Source organism: Flagellimonas pacifica (assembly GCF_900215465.1).
GTDB lineage: Bacteria > Bacteroidota > Bacteroidia > Flavobacteriales > Flavobacteriaceae > Flagellimonas > Flagellimonas pacifica.
This window is the reverse complement of sequence record NZ_OBEH01000003.1, coordinates 19,389-36,296: the sequence shown is the minus strand read 5'-3', so window position 1 is coordinate 36,296 and position 16,908 is coordinate 19,389. Positions and strand designations below refer to the sequence as shown.

Below are 16,908 nucleotides of genomic sequence, written 5' to 3'. Positions count from 1 at the left end.
TTTCTCCTATGAGGATTACCACAGATATCTAAAAAATCTCAGAAGCTTCTTTCAGTTTTTCCGTGTTTTCCACCAACATGAGTTCGTCAATAATTTTTTGAACATCACCATTAATGATGTTTTGCAAATCATAAAGTGTCAGCCCAATCCTATGATCCGTGACCCTTCCTTGTGGATAATTATAAGTCCTGATTTTTGCGGAACGGTCGCCACTACTTACTTGAGAGTTACGTTTAGCTGCATCTTCCTCTTGCTTTTTGGCCAATTCCAAATCGTACAACCTAGAACGAAGCACTTTAAATGCTTTCTCCTTGTTCTTATGCTGGGATTTTTGATCCTGACACTGCGCAACCAAACCTGTGGGAACGTGGGTTAAACGTACAGCCGAATAGGTAGTGTTCACTGACTGCCCTCCTGGCCCAGAGGAACAGAAAAAATCAATCCGAACATCTTTTGGGTCAATCTGCACATCAAAATCCTCTGCTTCAGGTATTACCATCACCGTTGCGGCACTGGTATGTACCCTACCTTGCGTTTCCGTTTGTGGAACACGCTGTACACGATGCACACCTGCTTCAAACTTAAGGGTTCCATACACGTCCTCACCATTAACTTCAAAGTGGATTTCCTTGTACCCTCCGCTAGTCCCTTCGCTTAAATCCATAATATTGGTCTTCCATCCTTTGGATTCACAATACTTAGCATACATACGATACAGGTCGCCTGCAAAAATACTGGCTTCATCACCGCCAGTACCTGCCCTAATTTCCATCACCACATTCTTCTCATCTTCAAGGTCTTTGGGTATCAACAAAAGTTTTATTTCCTCTTCCAATTTAGGAAGCCAACTTTTGGCCTCATCCAATTGCATTTTGGCCATTTCCAACATTTCGGTATCACTACCATCCGCAATAATCTCTTCAGCTTCGGCAATGTTGTTGGTAAATGCTATATATTCATCACGTTTGTCCACAAGGACCTTAAGGTCCTTGTACTCCTTGTTCAACTTTACATATCTTTTTTGATCAGAAATGATATCGGGTTGAATAATAAGGTCGGAAACCTCATCAAAACGTTGTTTTACTATATTGAGTTTGTCAAGCATAAATCAATCCACGTTAAGATGCGAATTTACGATTTTTGATTGGATTGAATTTAGCAAATTAGCAATGCTAATTTCCAATAAAAGTAGTCCCCAAGGTTATGATGTAGGCATTGAGACCGTCACTTCTATCATACTGGCTAAAGCGAAGATCAATGGTCTTAAGTCCAAAATTTAAAATCTTGGTGTTCGTAAAAATATCCTTATACTGAATACCAAGACCATATTGATGCGCATTGTATTTAGATAAGTCATAGTCTGAAGTATAGAAGTCAAGTGTAGACAGTGCATTTTCCTTAGCATAAAAATAATCCGCAGCAGATTGTGTGTAATACCTATAGGTAGGGTATAAGGTAAACTTATCCGTCAATTTGAAAGGAGCTTCCAAACTTGCCGTATGCGAAGTAATTCCCCAATCATCCCAGTAAAAACGATAATATGATCGTAAAACCAACAAATCGTTCACATAATAATTTAATCTTCCACCAAAAGGGATTTTAAATCGACTGTCCGGCAGTCGCTCCACATCATCGGCCAATTGAAAATCATCAATGAAAAAATTCCCCACATCGCCAAAATAAACCCTTTGAAATGGGGTGCTCAAGAGACCATTTTGTGAAACCACATCCACAAAAAGTGCTCCTTGCAATCGCTTGCTCAAGATTTGCGAAAAACTAAGTGACAGAGAGTAGGAGTTTCTATTTTCTTTTTCGAATGAGGTAAAGTTTGGATTATACGTGCCATTTCCGGTTATGCGATCATCAAAAAAACCTTGTCCGAGTTCAATGGGATAAATAGCATTCCATTTATCAAAAAAAACACGTCCGCTAAGAGTCAATTCGGTATTCTTTTCATTGAAAAGCTTAGAGTAACTCCCTCCAAATCCCAAAGAGAAATAATCGTATTCCGATGAAAAATAGAGATTGGCACTCCAAATGGAGTTTCGGTCTTCAGAACTATGCTGATAACTCGGATTTATGTAAGCCAACAAGTCTTTTCTAGATTCTCCCGACGAAGCATCAAAAGGAGTTACAATGCTATTTCCTCCATCCAAAGGATTCACATTGCTGGATGAGGCAGAGGTATATGCCGATAACCCAACATCTACCGTGAGCACATCATCTTCGTTCAAGGGCATTCGTAAAACTATGGTTGAGGTGGCATCGGTGAGTTCCTCCGTCCCTTCACCCCCTGTTACGGCTGCATTTTGCCCATCTTGATCATAATAACTGAACAGCAGATCAATTTCACTGCTTTCCAATACTCTTTTTTTGTATGAAATGTTGTCCTGTTGAGACCATCCAAAGTATGTGGCAAAACAAAAAAAGAAAAATAGTGCTTTAGAAATATTGGATTGTTTCAAGTTTTTATTTTTCATTTCCCGCTTTTCATCTCCTAATTGCATCCACAACCACCACCTGTTTTACCACCGTTGGCTCCTGCTGACGCTTCTCTGTAAATTTGAAAATTGGTTTCAAATCGCTCAGATGCTCTTGCCCCCAATTGCATTTCAATATCGCTGAGATAAACCTTATCATATTCCCGTACAGCAACACATGAACTGGAAAAAATCAATAAAAAAAGGAGAAAAAGAAGTTTTCGCATATTCTAAATTTACTGATTTTTATCAAAAAGAATTCCGGTACTCTTATGAATTTTGTTCCCATCATCAACTACTACCGCCTCAACACCATTTATCTGATTAATGAGGTGGATTCCACTATCCCTGCCCATGATAAATACAGCTGTAGCTAAAGCATCGCACAACTCCGCATTCTTAGCAAAGATAGACACGCTATTGATTCCGGTAGTGGGGTAGCCAGTTCTTGGGTCTATAATGTGGGAATATTTTTTTCCATTCAGAACAATGTATTTTTCATAATTACCAGAGGTAGCCACTGAAGATTCTACTACGGGTAACCAACTAAACACTTTATCCTTACTCAACGGATTGGCGATACCAATCAACCACTTCTCCCCTGTCACCTTTGTTCCCCAAGTGGTTAAATCCCCTGATGCATTGATGATGCCTCCTTTAACTTGCTTGGATACCAAAAGCTCTTTGGCCCTATCTGCCGCATATCCTTTTCCAATAGCGCCAAAACCAATTCGCATGCCTTTTTCCTTTAAAAAAACGGTCTGCTCTTTAGAATCCAATATAATTTTCTGATATCCAATTTTTGATATGGACCGCTGCAACTCTCCATCATTGGGCATTCTGTCCATACTACCATCAAACTTCCATATATTGTCCATGGATGCATATGAGATATCAAAAGCACCATCTGTAATCTCAGAAATCTTTTTGGATCGCTCTATTAATTGAAAGAGTTCACGACATACCCTAACAGGCTTTACTCCTGCATTTTTGTTGATCAATGAGGTTTCTGAAGCATCATCCCATGAAGAAATAATCTTTTCTATGCGTTTAATTTCTGAAACAGCTTCATCTATATTAATGTAGCCAATATCTTCATTGGGGGCAATCACGGTTATCTCAAACCGCGTTCCCATAAGTTTCAAGGTTCTTTTTACGGTAATGTCCTCCTCTCTTTGCGCGTTGGAAAACGCACAAAGCAAGCTGCATAGGAATACCACAAACATTTTCATTTTACAAAACCATTCAGTAGGGAAATGAATTCTTTAGGAGTGGCTTTTCTATCAAAGCCAGTTTTACCAAGTATCGATTCTTGTTTATCCATGACCACAACCAAGGGAAAATATCCCGTAGGATTGTACTCTTCTGCCAGTCGCCTATTGGAATTTAATTTTTCCAAAGGGAGTTGATTCTTCTTTTTCCTTGGAAAATCTGCGTTGTAAAGTATATAATGGGATGCCGCATAATTCACGAAATCCTCCGATTCCAAAATACTTCGTTTAAGACGAATACAGGGAGCACACCAATCTGACCCGGAAAACACTAAAACAATAGGTTTATCCTCCTTATTAGCCAATTCAACGGCATCAACAAAATTCTCTTGCCATTCCTGTGCTTGCAGCATGCCAAATAAAAAGCAAAATAGTATGAACAGCGGGTACTTCATTAATTTTAGCTAAAGAAATTATTCAAAAACTCTTAGAGTTTCACCATTGAGTTCAGTGCTGAATACTTTCAAGGCTTTAGCCGGGTTGCTATCGACCTGATTTAATGGAGTTCCATCTTGTCCAAAACGAGACCCGTGCACATTACACTCAAAAATTCCCCCGTCCCGTTCTACAAATTCAACTTCTGCGTACCCCTGATGACTACATATTAAGCTTGCAGCCACCAAATTACCTGCCAAATTACGGGCAACGACAATATCGGTCAATCCATTCATTGAAACGTTTGATGCTACTTCAATGAAGCCCCCATTATTAGCAAGGGCTGCCGCTTTTGACGAGGCGAGGTCCACTGTAAAGTCAACACCTGAAGGAATTTCACGATCTCCTCCATCTTCTGCATCTTTTGAACATCCATTAACACAGGGAAAAGTTAGGGCAAATGCCGCTCCAGCTCCCAAACTTCTTAAAAAATCTTTTCTTTCCATAGTGCGGGGTTTATAGAAAGAACGTTAAATTATGGTGAATCGTATGCTAATATTGAAACTCGCCAAATTCGCTTTGAATGGTCAATTTTTTACCATCATAATTTTCGACGTGACCAATAATCTGAGCATCAACGTTAAAGCTTCTTGAAATGGAAATAATATCCTCTGCAATCTGCTCATCCACATATAATTCCATGCGATGACCACAGTTAAAAACTTGGTACATTTCCTTCCAATCCGTACCGGACTGCTCCTGAATCAACTTGAACAGAGGAGGAATCGGGAACATATTATTTTTAATGATATGCAGGTTGTCCACAAAATGTAGAATCTTGGTCTGTGCTCCTCCACTACAATGCACCATTCCGTGAACCCGTTCAGAAGAATATTGCTCCAATATTTTTTTTATGATAGGTGCATAGGTTCTAGTTGGTGACAACACCAATTTTCCAGCATCAATAGGTGAGTTTTCCACCTCATCCGTCAATTTCGTATTTCCAGAATACACCAATTCATTGGGAACGGCAGCATCAAAACTTTCAGGATACTTTTCAGCTAAGTACTTTCCAAAAACATCATGGCGTGCAGAGGTAAGTCCATTACTGCCCATTCCACCATTGTATTCGGTTTCATAAGTTGCTTGCCCATAAGAAGCCAAGCCAACAATCACATCCCCAGCTTTTATATTGGCATTGTCAATTACCTCATCTTTTTTGATTCGCGCCGTTACCGTAGAATCAACAATTATGGTGCGTACCAAATCTCCAACATCGGCAGTTTCCCCTCCCGTTGAGTGAATGGTCATTCCATGCTGCTTTAAGTCGGAAATCAACTCTTCGGTTCCGTTTATAATGCCAGAAATAACCTCTCCCGGAATCAAATTTTTATTCCGTCCAATTGTAGATGATAGCATAATATTGTCCGTGGCCCCCACGCAAATCAAATCATCAATGTTCATGATTAGTGCGTCTTGGGCAATTCCCTTCCAAACCGAAACATCCCCGGTTTCTTTCCAATACATATAGGCCAAAGACGATTTGGTACCGGCTCCATCCGCGTGCATTACCAAACAATGCTCATCGCTACCCGTTAAATAATCAGGGACTATTTTGCAAAAAGCCTTCGGAAAAAGCCCTTTATCAATATTCTTGATAGCGTTGTGCACATCTTCTTTTGATGCTGAAACACCACGTTGTGCATATCGTTTACTAGCGTCTGAGGACATTATGTGAATTTTGCGCAAAAATAGGGAATGTTAAGGATTGATTCCCGCAAATTTCGAATCAGTTTTGACGATTAATTGCTGTGACATAAGATCTTGGGGAAACTCCCGTATATTTTTTAAATATTGTAGCAAAATATTGAGATGAATTGAACCCCAAATCAAAGGCCACTTGGGTTATGCTTTTTTTAACGAGCAAATCTTTCTTGGCCTGTTCTATCTTCAATCTATTGATATATGCCTTTGGCGGAACCCCAAAATGCTGTTTGAACCAAGATTTGAAATGTGAGGTAGAAATATTGACCAATGTAGCTAGTTCATCCACATAAACAATTCTGTGTAGATGCTTTCCAATGAAATCATTTAGAATATCAAGTCGTTCAGAATTGATCATCTGTTGTGGTTCCTTGGCCAGTACCAAAGTTTCCAATAATAGTTGGACTATCAATTGATTCCCCCACAACTTGACAAGCGGGTTTTCAGGTTCTTCAAGCATTCTTATCAATTTCTCCAAAATGGGTTTTAAAATAAATGCGCCTTTGAACAAGGCGTTCCCTCTTTGTATTAATTCGCCCAACAAAAATTCAGATTGGTCCCCTGACAAATTGCACAACTTCCCTTTTTCCAAGGATATCTGTAACCAAAACACCTCCCCTATATCCTCAGGATATACCCCTGAACTATGATCCACATCTGGTGGCACTATAAAAATGTGGTTTCCTGTCAACTTGAAAACATCTTCCCCAACCTGATAATATTGCTGCCCCTTTAAACAAAAACAAATCTCCAATACCGCCTTATGATGATGTGTTTCAAGCGTTGGCTCCACTTTGTTGTAATGGTAATAACCAAAATCATGACATCCAACAAAACCAAGCTGACCTAGATTGAACACCTTTCTTTTATTTGTTTGTTTTTGCATGATTTATGTATAAAATTGTATTGTCATACGAATTTAAAAGACTTTCAGGAGAATACACTTTTATTTTATCCCATATTCTTTACATAAATTGTATGATAATCATGAGAAAAGATTTTTTAACTACCGGATTTGTCAAATTGGACACTTTAATTCCTTTTTCAGAGGTTGAAAAACTCAGGGTCCTTTATGAGGACCTTTTAAATGATAAAAAGCGTACCGAAGGTTTAAGAAGTGATTTGGGAGGAGAGGAAGAAAACAAAAATACTGTGGAAAAAATCACACAGATTATGCGGCCAAGCCTAATTGAATCTAAATTATCGGAAAGCATGACTTATGAACTTGCTCTAAACCATGCAAAAAAATTGTTGGGCGATGACATGGAACTAGATTTTGACATGTTGATCAACAAAGCTCCCCATACCAATACTCCTACCCCTTGGCACCAAGACGCAGCGTACTGGATCAAAATGCCAGATAAAAGATCCGTGAGCTGTTGGGTAGCCCTAGACAATGTCCACGCAGAAAACGGATGCATGTGGTTTATTCCCAAAGAAGATGAACTACTTAAAGAGCATCGTCCGCACACAAAAGGAGGTGCTTTACACTGTGAAACAGACACAAGTAATGCACAGTGTATTACCCTTGATGCTGGAGGATGTACTTTTCATGATGGGTTTACCTTGCATTTTAGTAGAGGAAACACTACTGATGGTCCTCGAAGGGCCTTAATTTTAAATTTCAGACCTAAAAAAATGATTGAATTTGAAAGAGAACAAGGCATTGAACATACTGGCGAACGCAAAGTGAGAAACAATTCATAAATGGAATTAAAACTAATCTATCCACGCTGGGGAAGTTCCCATTTGGAATGGCCTGTATTTTTACAGAAAGTAAAGGATAATGGCTATCATGGCGTTGAAATTGACCTTCCCTTGGATAAAGACGAAAAAACAAAAATCCTGAATTTACTGAAGGATTTTGACCTTGATTTTGTGGCCCAACACTGGGAGACCAAATCCTTAATTTTTCAAGAACATAAAGAGGGTCTAAAAAGGCATCTTTACAATTTGGTAGAAGCCAATCCTTTGCTCATCAATTCCCACACAGGAATGGATTTCTTTAGTTTTAAGCAAAATCTTGAATTGCTGGTATTGGCACAAGAAATAGAAAAAGAAACCAATGTTATGATTACCCATGAAACCCATCGTTCTCGTTTTTCTTTCGCGGCCCATGTGTGTTTGGGATATTTAAAGGAGTTTCCAGATTTAAAATTAACCTCGGATTTTTCGCATTGGTGCTGTGTTGCGGAATCCATGTTGGAAAACCAAGAAGAAGCCGTTTCAAAAGCTATTGAACACACCTTCCATGTTCATGCACGCGTGGGATCTGCACAATCCCCTCAGGTTATCGACCCCAGAGATCCAACTTACGAGGCAGAGCTATTACAGTTTAAGGTATGGTGGACCAAAATGGTGCAGAATTCACTAAAGAACAAAAGGACATTTTTGACCGTAACCCCGGAATATGGGCCTTTTCCGTATAGTCAGTTTATGCCACATACTCAGAATCCTATAGCATCACAGTGGGAAATCAATCAATTTATAAAAAATGAAATTGTAACGGATTGGAAAAATTAAGTAGACCAATCGATTTAACCAAAAAGAGCTCTATTTAGCAAACAACAGCTCCCTATATTTTGTAATGGGCCACAAATCATCTGAAATCAATTTTTCCAACTTATCAGACTGAACACGTATGGTTTCGAAATATGGTTTTACATTATCACAATAAGCGGAAGCCTTTTTATTAATAGTAGAAAGTTTGTTGGCACTTTTCCTCGACTCCGTCATTTTATCTGTCAATTTTTTGATCTCCATAATATGTTCCCCTATTTGCTCCAATAGGTTTAATTGCCCTTCTGCAACTTTCTCATGTATTGCCCCATAAACATCTTTTAAACCTTTAATGTTTTCTAAAAGAATGTTTTGATAGCGAATTGCAGACGGAATTATAATACCGTACACCATTTCCCCTAAAACTCTTCCTTCAATTTGAAGATGTAAGGTATAAGACTCTAGTTCCACTTCTTGGTGTGCCTTTAGTTCCACCTCGTTCATAACCTTCATGTTCTTGAAAAGTGCTATGCTATCCTTAGAAGTAAGTACTTGCAATGCTTCAGGTGTGTTCTTATTGTTGCTCAGTTTTCTTCTTCTAGCCTCATCTTGCCATTCTTCGCCATATCCATCTCCATCAAAACGAATCCGCTTTGAGGTTTTTATATATTCCCTAAGCACATTAAAAACCGCCTCATCTTTTTTGAGGTTCTTTTTATCTATCAATGCATCAACCTCCTTTTTAAATTCCGTAAGTTGTCTGGCTACAATGGTATTCAGAACGGTCATGGGTTTGGCACAATTGGTTTTTGCCCCAACTCCCCTCATTTCAAACTTATTCCCTGTAAAAGCGAAAGGCGAGGTCCTGTTACGGTCTGTATTGTCCAATAAAATTTCAGGAATCTTACCTACCACGTTTAGTTTGAGCTCTGTTTTTTCTTGCGGAGATAATTTTCCTTTGGAAACGCCCTCCAATTCATCCAAAACATCACTCAATTGTTTTCCTATAAAAATGGACATAATTGATGGGGGAGCCTCATTGGCACCCAATCTATGATCATTACTGGCAGAAGCAATAGAGGAACGCAATAGTTCCTCATAGGTATCAACCGCTTTTATGGTATTTACAAAAAAGGTCAAGAACTGAAGGTTTTTCATAGGAGTTGAACCGGGACTAAGCAAGTTAACTCCGGTGTCCGTTGCCAAGGACCAGTTATTGTGTTTTCCCGATCCATTTATTCCCGCAAATGGCTTTTCATGGAACAACACAGTAAAGTTATGTTTGTCAGCTATTACCTCCATCACATCCATCAGCAATAGATTATGATCTATGGATAGATTTGCCTCTTCATGTACAGAAGCTATTTCAAACTGGTTTGGTGCTACTTCATTATGCCGAGTCTTTACCGGGATTCCCAATTTGGTGCACTGTTTTTCCAAATCACTCATAAAGCTCAATGCCCTACTTGGAATCACACCAAAATAGTGATCATCCAGTTGCTGTCCTTTTGCAGCTGTGTTACCCACCAAAGTTCTCCCAGTCATTGGAATGTCCAATCTGGATTGGGCCAATGCCTTATCCACCAAAAAATATTCTTGTTCCCATCCCATGGTAGCATGCACTTTACGCACATTTTTATCAAAGTATTGCGCAACTCCCGTAGCCGCTTCATCCACAGCATGCAAAGCTCTTAACAAAGGTGCTTTGTTGTCCAGCGCCTCTCCGGTGTAGGCAACAAAGATGGTAGGGATACAAAGAGTGGTCTTATATATGAATGCCGGCGAAGTTGGATCCCAAGCCGTATAACCCCTTGCTTCAAATGTGTTTCTGATTCCACCACTTGGAAAACTGGAAGCATCTGGCTCTTGCTGTACCAATTGGCCTCCTTCAAATTTCTCCATGGCCCTGCCATCTGGAAGTATGTCAAAAAAAGCGTCATGTTTCTCTGCTGTGGACCCGGTCAACGGTTGAAACCAATGCGTATAATGGGTTGCTCCCATAGATAATGCCCAGGCTTTCATCCCTTCAGCCACCTGATCAGCTATTTTTCTATCAATTTTGCTTCCCTGAAAAATGGCCGACTTAACTTTTTCAAAAGCCTCCCTGGTCAAAAATTGGAGCATTCGGTCCTCATTGAACACTTGTTGTCCAAATAATTCCGAACGTTTTCCAGATTCTTCAATGGTTGCAGGAATCCTTTTGCGGCTTTCGGCCAAAGCTTCAAATCTTATACTAGACATTGATTTCATATTTAAATCACAAAATTACAATTAACAATTTAATAATATATCCTTTGAAATTTACTTTTTTTTCATTTAACCCCACAAAAAATAGGGGTAATGAAAATTATAACTCCTTTTTTACTTTTTTAACCCTAAAAAATGAATATTTTCGATTGAAAAAACTATTTTTGATCAATAAAAATTTCTGAAAAAATAACTACCGAAATTATGAGCAAGTCTAAATTAGAATACATCTGGTTGGATGGCCATCAGCCAACTCAAAACATGAGGAGCAAAACTAAAGTTGAAGATGATTTTAGTGGTAAACTGGAAGATTGTCCAATATGGTCCTTTGATGGTTCTTCCACAGAGCAAGCATCTGGAGGTGCTTCTGATTGTTTGTTGAAACCTGTTGCTATTTACCCAGACCCTGTAAGAAAAAATGGTTGGTTGATAATGGCAGAAGTTTTAAGTGCCGATGGTACACCTCACCCTTCCAACGCAAGAGCAACTATTGATGATGATGATAATGATTTCTGGTTTGGTTTTGAGCAAGAATATTTCCTAATGGATACTAAAACCGATTTACCTTTAGGATTTCCACGCGGAGGGTTCCCTGGACCACAAGGTAAATACTATTGTTCTGTAGGTGGTAGATATACTTGGGGCAGAGATGTTGTTGAAGAGCATGCTGATCTATGTATTGAGGCTGGATTAAATTTTGAAGGTATCAACCAAGAAGTTGCGCCAGGTCAGTGGGAATTCCAGTTATTTGCCAAAGGAGCAAAAAAAGCTGGTGATGAAATTTGGATCGCTCGCTACTTATTGGATAGACTTACTGAAAAGCACGGTTATTATATTGAATACCACCCCAAACCTGTAAAAGGGGATTGGAATGGTTCTGGTATGCATGCCAACTTCTCCAACACTACTTTAAGGACTTGCGGTTCTAAAGAGATTTATGAGAAAATATGTGAAGCCTTTAGACCTGTTACCGATGAGCATATTGATGTTTATGGAGAATTTAATGATGAGCGTTTGACCGGATTGCATGAGACTGCCCACGTATCAGATTTCTCTTATGGAGTTTCGGACCGAGGTGCTTCCATTAGAATTCCGATTATTACCGTTGAAAAAGGATGGAAAGGTTGGTTGGAAGACAGAAGACCAGCTTCTAACGGAGATCCATACAAAATTGCAGGTAGAATCATAAAAACCGTGAAGTCTGCAGATATATAGTAGATAAATTAGTTGTTGAAATAGTTTTGAAAGCCGTTCCAAATTGGAGCGGCTTTTATTTTATGGTTAAATAAACAAAGCTGACATAGAAAACCAACAGTATTAAACCATCTCTCCATCCCAATCGTAGCCCTCTTGGAAAGAATACCAAGGGCAGTATCAAGAATGAAATTCCTAGCATCCAGAAGATATCACTGGAAAGTAAACCTTGATCCACAACGGTTATGGGAGTAATTATAGAGGTAATGCCCAAAACAGCCAACAGGTTAAAAATATTTGAGCCTATTAAATTACCTAAAGAAATTGCTTTCTCCTTTTTCAGTACTGCAATTATAGATGCCGCCAACTCTGGAATACTGGTTCCAATAGAGACAATTGTAATTCCAATAATCCTATCGCTTACACCAAAAGTAGAGGCCATACCAACGGCTCCATCAATCAATAATTCTGAACCGCCCCAAAGTGCCGTACCTCCAATACCCAAGAACAGTACCGTTTTATATAAAGGTAGTGGGATATCATCCTCTGGCATTTCATCAACCACAGCTGTTTTTTGAAACCTTAGTAAGTATACCAAAAACAAGAATAAAAAAACTACAAGTATAATTCCTTCATACTGTTGGAGCACCCCATCAAAATAAATGAAGCCCACAAAAAGTAAGGAGGCAACCATCATTACCGGCCAATCTGTAGTATAAAAACTCTTTCTAACATCAATACTTCCCATAAGTACTGTTATGGCCAATACCAAGCCCAAATTGGCAATATTGGAACCTACCACATTACCCAAGGACAAATCAGGAAAACCATCCAAGGCTGCTTTTATACTAACAATGAGTTCAGGAGCGGAAGTAGCAAAAGAAACCACTGTCATCCCAATTACTATTTTAGGGATAGCCAACCTAAGTGATAATGCAACAGCAGCTTTCAACAACCAACTTCCACCTGCAATTAGCAATACCAAACCAAGAATTATAAAGAGTAGATTTTCCAATTATTTGAATTTGCCGTAAATATAGATGAAGATTTAAAGCTAAGAAGTAGTTGTCAAAAAATATTTAAACTAAAATAATAGTTAAATAACTATAAAAACAGTTGTTTAACTAAATGAACAGTTATATATTTGAGGACAGTAATATAATTCGACATGCAAAAATTGACCAATAAGGAGGAAGAGGTTATGAAAATTCTCTGGAAGCTTAAAAAAGCCTTTGTCAAAGAAATTAAAGCTGAATTGAAGGGCGATAAGCCGCATTACAATACATTGTCCACTATTGTCCGGAACCTTGAGGAAAAAAAATATGTTGGGCACGAAGCCTTTGGCAATACCCATAGATACCACCCTTTGGTCACCAAAGAGGCTTACCGTAAAAAATTCATCAATTCCACAATAGCAGATTTTTATGATAACTCTTATAAAAATCTGGTCTCATTCTTTGCAAAGGAAGAGAAAATATCGGTGGAAGAACTGAAAGAAATCATAGACCTTATTGAAAGTAAAAAGTAATGGAAACTGTGCTTATACATCTTTTAAAATCATCAGGTGTTATGTTACTCTTCTTGGGTTGTTACCATATTTTCTTGAGTAAAGAGACCTTTTTCAAAGCCAACCGTTGGTTTTTACTAGTTGGGCTTATGATTTCTCTAATTACTCCTTTTATTACCATTACCAAAACGGTTTTAACTGAACCTCTTACTATCTCCAAAACACAAAACATTCCTATGGCCAACAGCCAATTAGATGTTGCCCCAACAAGCATTTGGTCATTAGTGTTCGTAATTTATCTGATAGGTGTGACCATCATGGGCTTCCGGTTGGCAATGCAGTTCCTATCATTAAAGAGGTTGATGGGTTCTTCAAAATTGCTGAAAGACCATCCATTCTATCACGTACAAACCCAACAGAAGATTTCGCCATTTTCATTTTTTAGATACATTTTCTATCACAAAGTCGGGTTTAATCCAAGCGAACTTGAATCTGTCATTGAACATGAAAAAGTACATGCAAGTCAACATCACTCCCTAGATATTCTATTTATGGAACTTGCCGTTGTCCTACTTTGGTTTAACCCTGCTATTTGGTTATACCGAATCGCCCTAAAACAAAATTTGGAGTTTTTGGCAGATGCTACAAGTTGTGGAATTGGGGAAGAAAAGAAGTCATATCAATATTTAATGCTAAAACAAACTGCAGGAACACACAGTTTGTCCATTGCAAACCCATTTTATAATTCATTAATCAAAAAACGAATAGTCATGTTAAACCAAAATCAATCCAAGAAAACAAACGTGTTTAAAATGGGTTTTATTCTACCGGCCATTGCACTGTTTCTGGTCAGTTTCAATACCAAAACCGAGTTTGTCCTTAAAAACGATAACCAATTAACCAGAAGTATAAAAATGGACGATAAATCCATTAAACTGAATATCGATAAGGATACCTCAGATGAGGAACTCAAAAAAATTAAAAATGACCTTGCCAAAGATGGGGTTGATTTCTCCTATACCGTTGTCCATAATGATCAAAAGGAGATCATTGACATCACCCTACAATTAAATGGCATAAGTTCTGATGGAGAAAAATTCAGTGGTAACTACAACTCTAGCTCAGATGGACCCATAAAGCCCTTAACCATATTTTATGATAGTACCTCAAACACTATCTCCTTTGGAAATGCTCGATCTAAAACCATAAGAATCCAATCGGATGATGACAACGTGGTTTGGATTGATTCTGATAATAAAGAACATAAGGAAATCATCATTAAGGAAAAAGATGGTGTTAAAAAAATAACAGTGAACGGAAAAGAGGTCAGCGAAGAGGAATTGGAAGAAATAGATGTTGATCTTGATCATCAAGGGCATAGCAATGTAAAAATCCATGTTACTTCCGATAATGATGATGATTCAGACTCCAAACACAAACATGTCAAAATCAAAAAGCGTAATGACTCAAGTTCAACCAATAAAAAGAGCACATTCATCTTAAATGATACAGATATTGATAGTGAAATTAAAATCCGTGGTACCGATTACAGCTCCTTGTTTATAAGATCTAATGAAAAGGACGAACCTATCTACTACATTGACGGAAAGAAAGCTACCAAGAAAGATATGGAAAACCTCTCCCCTAACAAAATCCATTCAATAAATGTTTTGAAAGGAGATAAAGCGGTTAAAACGTATGGAAAAAAAGCAAAAAACGGAGTAATTCAAATCACTACAAAAAAGAAATAATAGCTTAAAAATATTGCTGAATCAATTTATCAACCGACCTCAAAAAGGTCGGTTTTTTATTTTTAGAAATAAACGAAATCCTCAAAAACAACCATTTTTTGGTGAAAACTCCCCTTGGTTTTAAAAAACTCTCCAAAAATACCCCTACAAAAGCTTCAATTTAAAATACAAATACATTATTACAGTTACAATTTAAAACTTCATTGAAGAAGGTCACGCATTTTTTAAAGTCAATCTCATTTATTTAGTTACATATGTGTATGCAATTGTATTGATTTCCTTTCAAAAATTTTGAAACATGATATCTATCATTTTATCTTAAAAAAACGTAACCGGTTCAAAGCAATTTTTTAACCCTTAAAAATCAATCAACACAATGATCGCAATTGTAAAGTTTTTGGTGGTGCTGTTCGTTCAGCTCATCGCTATCATATTTGTCTAACCTTTAAAACCAATCGTTATGCTTACATTATTTGGAATACTGATCATATTATTAGGAATTGTCACCTTGGTTACAAAACCAATCTTTAAAACCAGTAAACTATTGCAATGGTTCACCCCAAAACGAAGTTTGCAAATTATAGGAGTTGGAATAGTAATGAGTATTGTTACCGGAACTCTGTTTTACGCAGAACCTGGTACCGCTTATGCCGTCCAATACCCATGGGGCGGTCAAAAAGCCGTTTTTAGGCAAGGAATACATACTAAAATGTGGGGAAGGCTTATTCCTATTCAATTTGAACTACCCATTAAATATGTTATCCCTAACACAGAAGGTGATTTGGGCGAGCAAAGTGAATATGCCAATGTTGATTCTGCAAAATACTGGGCTTTTAGTGATGCGGTAAAGGCCAGAATTGCCACTTCAGTTGTCATCAGCATAAACACCGAGGATGAATTGCAATTTTTGTCAGTTGCAGATCGTAACAAAACAGAAAAAAACATGATACGCTCCCGTATCATACCAAACATTGACCAATCTATAAAAAATACATGTAAATTAATGGATGCACAGGATTATATCTCAGGACAAGCATCTGACTTTGACAGGTACTTTAAAGATCAATTGGAAAATGGCATGTATGTATTGGAAGAGTACGCGGATAATCAAACTCGTGAAATTATAGGTGATAGCAGTACCGTTAGAACTATAGTGAACAAGGAAACCAAGCATAAAAGGTTTCGTATTCAAATAAGAAACGGTGAACCTGTACGAGAGAAAGGCAACTCACTTAAGGCTTATGGATTAACGGTAATACAAGCTGTGGTAACCGAAATTGATTGGGAGGAAACTTTTGACAACCGATTACAGCTACAGAAGGAGGAAGTTGCACAAACCCAATTGGAAAAGCAACAGGCCGAAAGAGAGTTTTACCGGGCGCAAAAAGAAAAAGCACGTGGTGAGGCGGATAAAGCCACCGAAAGAGCTCGTTTAGAAAAAGAACAAATACAAAAGACCATTGCGGCAGAGACTGAAGCAAAAGTTGCTGAATTCAATTTGGTCAAGGAAAAAAAGCAGTTTGAAGTAGAAAAATTCAAGGCTCTGAGTAAAAAAGTGGCCGCTGATGCCGAAGCGTATCAAAACGCCAAACTGGTAAATGCAGGACTTACTCCTCAAGAAAGAGCTGAATGGGACTATAAAACCTCAGTAGGAGTGGCACGCGAATTGAAAGACCTTAGACTGCCTGAAATCTTTATTGAGGGTACAGACTCCAAAAATAGCAACAATACATTGTTAGAATCATTGATTGGCGCTGATTTGGCCAAACAAATGATGAATAAGCCACAAAACTAACCTTGTCCTTTTTATAATATCCCGC

16 protein-coding genes are annotated in these 16,908 nt (G+C 38.1%); 6 read left to right on the top strand and 10 right to left on the bottom strand.

Annotated features, from left to right (window positions below):
* Positions 1-28 precede the first annotated feature (28 nt).
* From prfA to CRO15_RS09855, 8 genes are all read right to left on the bottom strand, one after another.
* Positions 29-1,105, bottom strand: a complete 1,077-nt coding sequence (prfA, locus tag CRO15_RS09890) for a peptide chain release factor 1 (protein WP_097045677.1) — start codon at positions 1,103-1,105, stop codon at positions 29-31.
* Between the two features lie 67 nt (positions 1,106-1,172).
* Positions 1,173-2,480 carry a DUF3570 domain-containing protein gene (locus tag CRO15_RS09885; RefSeq protein WP_097046179.1) on the bottom strand — a complete coding sequence of 436 codons (1,308 nt, stop codon included), beginning with the start codon at positions 2,478-2,480 and terminating at the stop codon, positions 1,173-1,175.
* A 17-nt stretch (positions 2,481-2,497) separates the two neighbouring features.
* Complete coding sequence (locus tag CRO15_RS09880) at positions 2,498-2,707, bottom strand: DUF4266 domain-containing protein (RefSeq protein ID WP_097045676.1); 210 nt, start codon at positions 2,705-2,707, stop codon at positions 2,498-2,500.
* Positions 2,708-2,716: 9 nt separating this feature from the next.
* Positions 2,717-3,712, bottom strand: a complete 996-nt coding sequence (locus CRO15_RS09875; RefSeq protein WP_097045675.1) for an FAD:protein FMN transferase — start codon at positions 3,710-3,712, stop codon at positions 2,717-2,719.
* Positions 3,709-4,146, bottom strand: coding sequence for a thioredoxin family protein (locus tag CRO15_RS09870; RefSeq protein ID WP_097045674.1), 438 nt, complete (start codon positions 4,144-4,146; stop codon positions 3,709-3,711). The genes CRO15_RS09875 and CRO15_RS09870 overlap by 4 nt, the downstream gene beginning before the upstream one ends.
* 18 nt (positions 4,147-4,164) lie before the next feature.
* Entirely contained in the window at positions 4,165-4,632 is a 468-nt protein-coding gene (locus tag CRO15_RS09865) for a QcrA and Rieske domain-containing protein (protein ID WP_097045673.1), read from the bottom strand.
* 46 nt (positions 4,633-4,678) lie between these two features.
* Positions 4,679-5,857, bottom strand: a complete 1,179-nt coding sequence (locus CRO15_RS09860) for an AIR synthase related protein (protein WP_097045672.1) — start codon at positions 5,855-5,857, stop codon at positions 4,679-4,681.
* Between the two features lie 58 nt (positions 5,858-5,915).
* Positions 5,916-6,776 (bottom strand): AraC family transcriptional regulator, encoded by an 861-nt coding sequence (locus tag CRO15_RS09855; RefSeq protein ID WP_097045671.1) that lies wholly within the window; start codon positions 6,774-6,776, stop codon positions 5,916-5,918.
* 101 nt (positions 6,777-6,877) lie between these two features.
* Between CRO15_RS09855 and CRO15_RS09850 the strand changes: the two genes are divergently transcribed.
* Entirely contained in the window at positions 6,878-7,597 is a 720-nt protein-coding gene (locus CRO15_RS09850) for a phytanoyl-CoA dioxygenase family protein (RefSeq protein WP_097046178.1), read from the top strand.
* Complete coding sequence (locus CRO15_RS09845; RefSeq protein ID WP_097045670.1) at positions 7,598-8,413, top strand: sugar phosphate isomerase/epimerase family protein; 816 nt, start codon at positions 7,598-7,600, stop codon at positions 8,411-8,413.
* Positions 8,414-8,443: 30 nt separating this feature from the next.
* On the opposite strand, the gene CRO15_RS09840 is transcribed toward CRO15_RS09845, so the two are convergent.
* Positions 8,444-10,630: a glutamine synthetase III family protein gene (locus CRO15_RS09840; RefSeq protein WP_097045669.1), complete on the bottom strand. Its 2,187-nt coding sequence runs from the start codon at positions 10,628-10,630 to the stop codon at positions 8,444-8,446.
* A 210-nt stretch (positions 10,631-10,840) separates the two neighbouring features.
* Between CRO15_RS09840 and CRO15_RS09830 the strand changes: the two genes are divergently transcribed.
* Entirely contained in the window at positions 10,841-11,851 is a 1,011-nt protein-coding gene (locus CRO15_RS09830) for a glutamine synthetase beta-grasp domain-containing protein (RefSeq protein WP_097045667.1), read from the top strand.
* A 55-nt stretch (positions 11,852-11,906) separates the two neighbouring features.
* Here the strand turns inward: CRO15_RS09830 and CRO15_RS09825 are convergent, their stop codons facing one another.
* On the bottom strand, positions 11,907-12,845 hold the full coding sequence (locus tag CRO15_RS09825; protein WP_097045666.1) for a calcium/sodium antiporter: 939 nt from the start codon (positions 12,843-12,845) through the stop codon (positions 11,907-11,909).
* Between the two features lie 153 nt (positions 12,846-12,998).
* Between CRO15_RS09825 and CRO15_RS09820 the strand changes: the two genes are divergently transcribed.
* From CRO15_RS09820 to CRO15_RS09810, 3 genes are all read left to right on the top strand, one after another.
* Positions 12,999-13,358, top strand: a complete 360-nt coding sequence (locus tag CRO15_RS09820; RefSeq protein ID WP_097045665.1) for a BlaI/MecI/CopY family transcriptional regulator — start codon at positions 12,999-13,001, stop codon at positions 13,356-13,358.
* Between the two features lie 128 nt (positions 13,359-13,486).
* Positions 13,487-15,088, top strand: coding sequence for a M56 family metallopeptidase (locus tag CRO15_RS09815; RefSeq protein WP_207763861.1), 1,602 nt, complete (start codon positions 13,487-13,489; stop codon positions 15,086-15,088).
* A 460-nt stretch (positions 15,089-15,548) separates the two neighbouring features.
* Positions 15,549-16,883 carry an SPFH domain-containing protein gene (locus CRO15_RS09810; protein WP_097045663.1) on the top strand — a complete coding sequence of 445 codons (1,335 nt, stop codon included), beginning with the start codon at positions 15,549-15,551 and terminating at the stop codon, positions 16,881-16,883.
* The last annotated feature ends 25 nt before the right edge of the window (positions 16,884-16,908 follow it).

Bases quoted from the DNA above. Each gene is read 5' to 3' on its own strand.
- CRO15_RS09870 (WP_097045674.1), bottom strand. From the start codon at position 4,146: ATGAAGTACCCGCTGTTCATACTATTTTGCTTTTTATTTGGCATGCTG.
- CRO15_RS09845 (WP_097045670.1), top strand. From the start codon at position 7,598: ATGGAATTAAAACTAATCTATCCACGCTGGGGAAGTTCCCATTTGGAA.
- CRO15_RS09840 (WP_097045669.1), bottom strand. From the start codon at position 10,630: ATGTCTAGTATAAGATTTGAAGCTTTGGCCGAAAGCCGCAAAAGGATT.
- CRO15_RS09810 (WP_097045663.1), top strand. From the start codon at position 15,549: ATGCTTACATTATTTGGAATACTGATCATATTATTAGGAATTGTCACC.
- CRO15_RS09820 (WP_097045665.1), top strand. From the start codon at position 12,999: ATGCAAAAATTGACCAATAAGGAGGAAGAGGTTATGAAAATTCTCTGG.
- CRO15_RS09875 (WP_097045675.1), bottom strand. From the start codon at position 3,712: ATGAAAATGTTTGTGGTATTCCTATGCAGCTTGCTTTGTGCGTTTTCC.
- CRO15_RS09815 (WP_207763861.1), top strand. From the start codon at position 13,487: ATGATTTCTCTAATTACTCCTTTTATTACCATTACCAAAACGGTTTTA.
- CRO15_RS09880 (WP_097045676.1), bottom strand. From the start codon at position 2,707: ATGCGAAAACTTCTTTTTCTCCTTTTTTTATTGATTTTTTCCAGTTCA.
- CRO15_RS09830 (WP_097045667.1), top strand. From the start codon at position 10,841: ATGAGCAAGTCTAAATTAGAATACATCTGGTTGGATGGCCATCAGCCA.
- CRO15_RS09865 (WP_097045673.1), bottom strand. From the start codon at position 4,632: ATGGAAAGAAAAGATTTTTTAAGAAGTTTGGGAGCTGGAGCGGCATTT.
- CRO15_RS09860 (WP_097045672.1), bottom strand. From the start codon at position 5,857: ATGTCCTCAGACGCTAGTAAACGATATGCACAACGTGGTGTTTCAGCA.
- CRO15_RS09885 (WP_097046179.1), bottom strand. From the start codon at position 2,480: ATGAAAAATAAAAACTTGAAACAATCCAATATTTCTAAAGCACTATTT.
- CRO15_RS09850 (WP_097046178.1), top strand. From the start codon at position 6,878: ATGAGAAAAGATTTTTTAACTACCGGATTTGTCAAATTGGACACTTTA.
- prfA (WP_097045677.1), bottom strand. From the start codon at position 1,105: ATGCTTGACAAACTCAATATAGTAAAACAACGTTTTGATGAGGTTTCC.
- CRO15_RS09855 (WP_097045671.1), bottom strand. From the start codon at position 6,776: ATGCAAAAACAAACAAATAAAAGAAAGGTGTTCAATCTAGGTCAGCTT.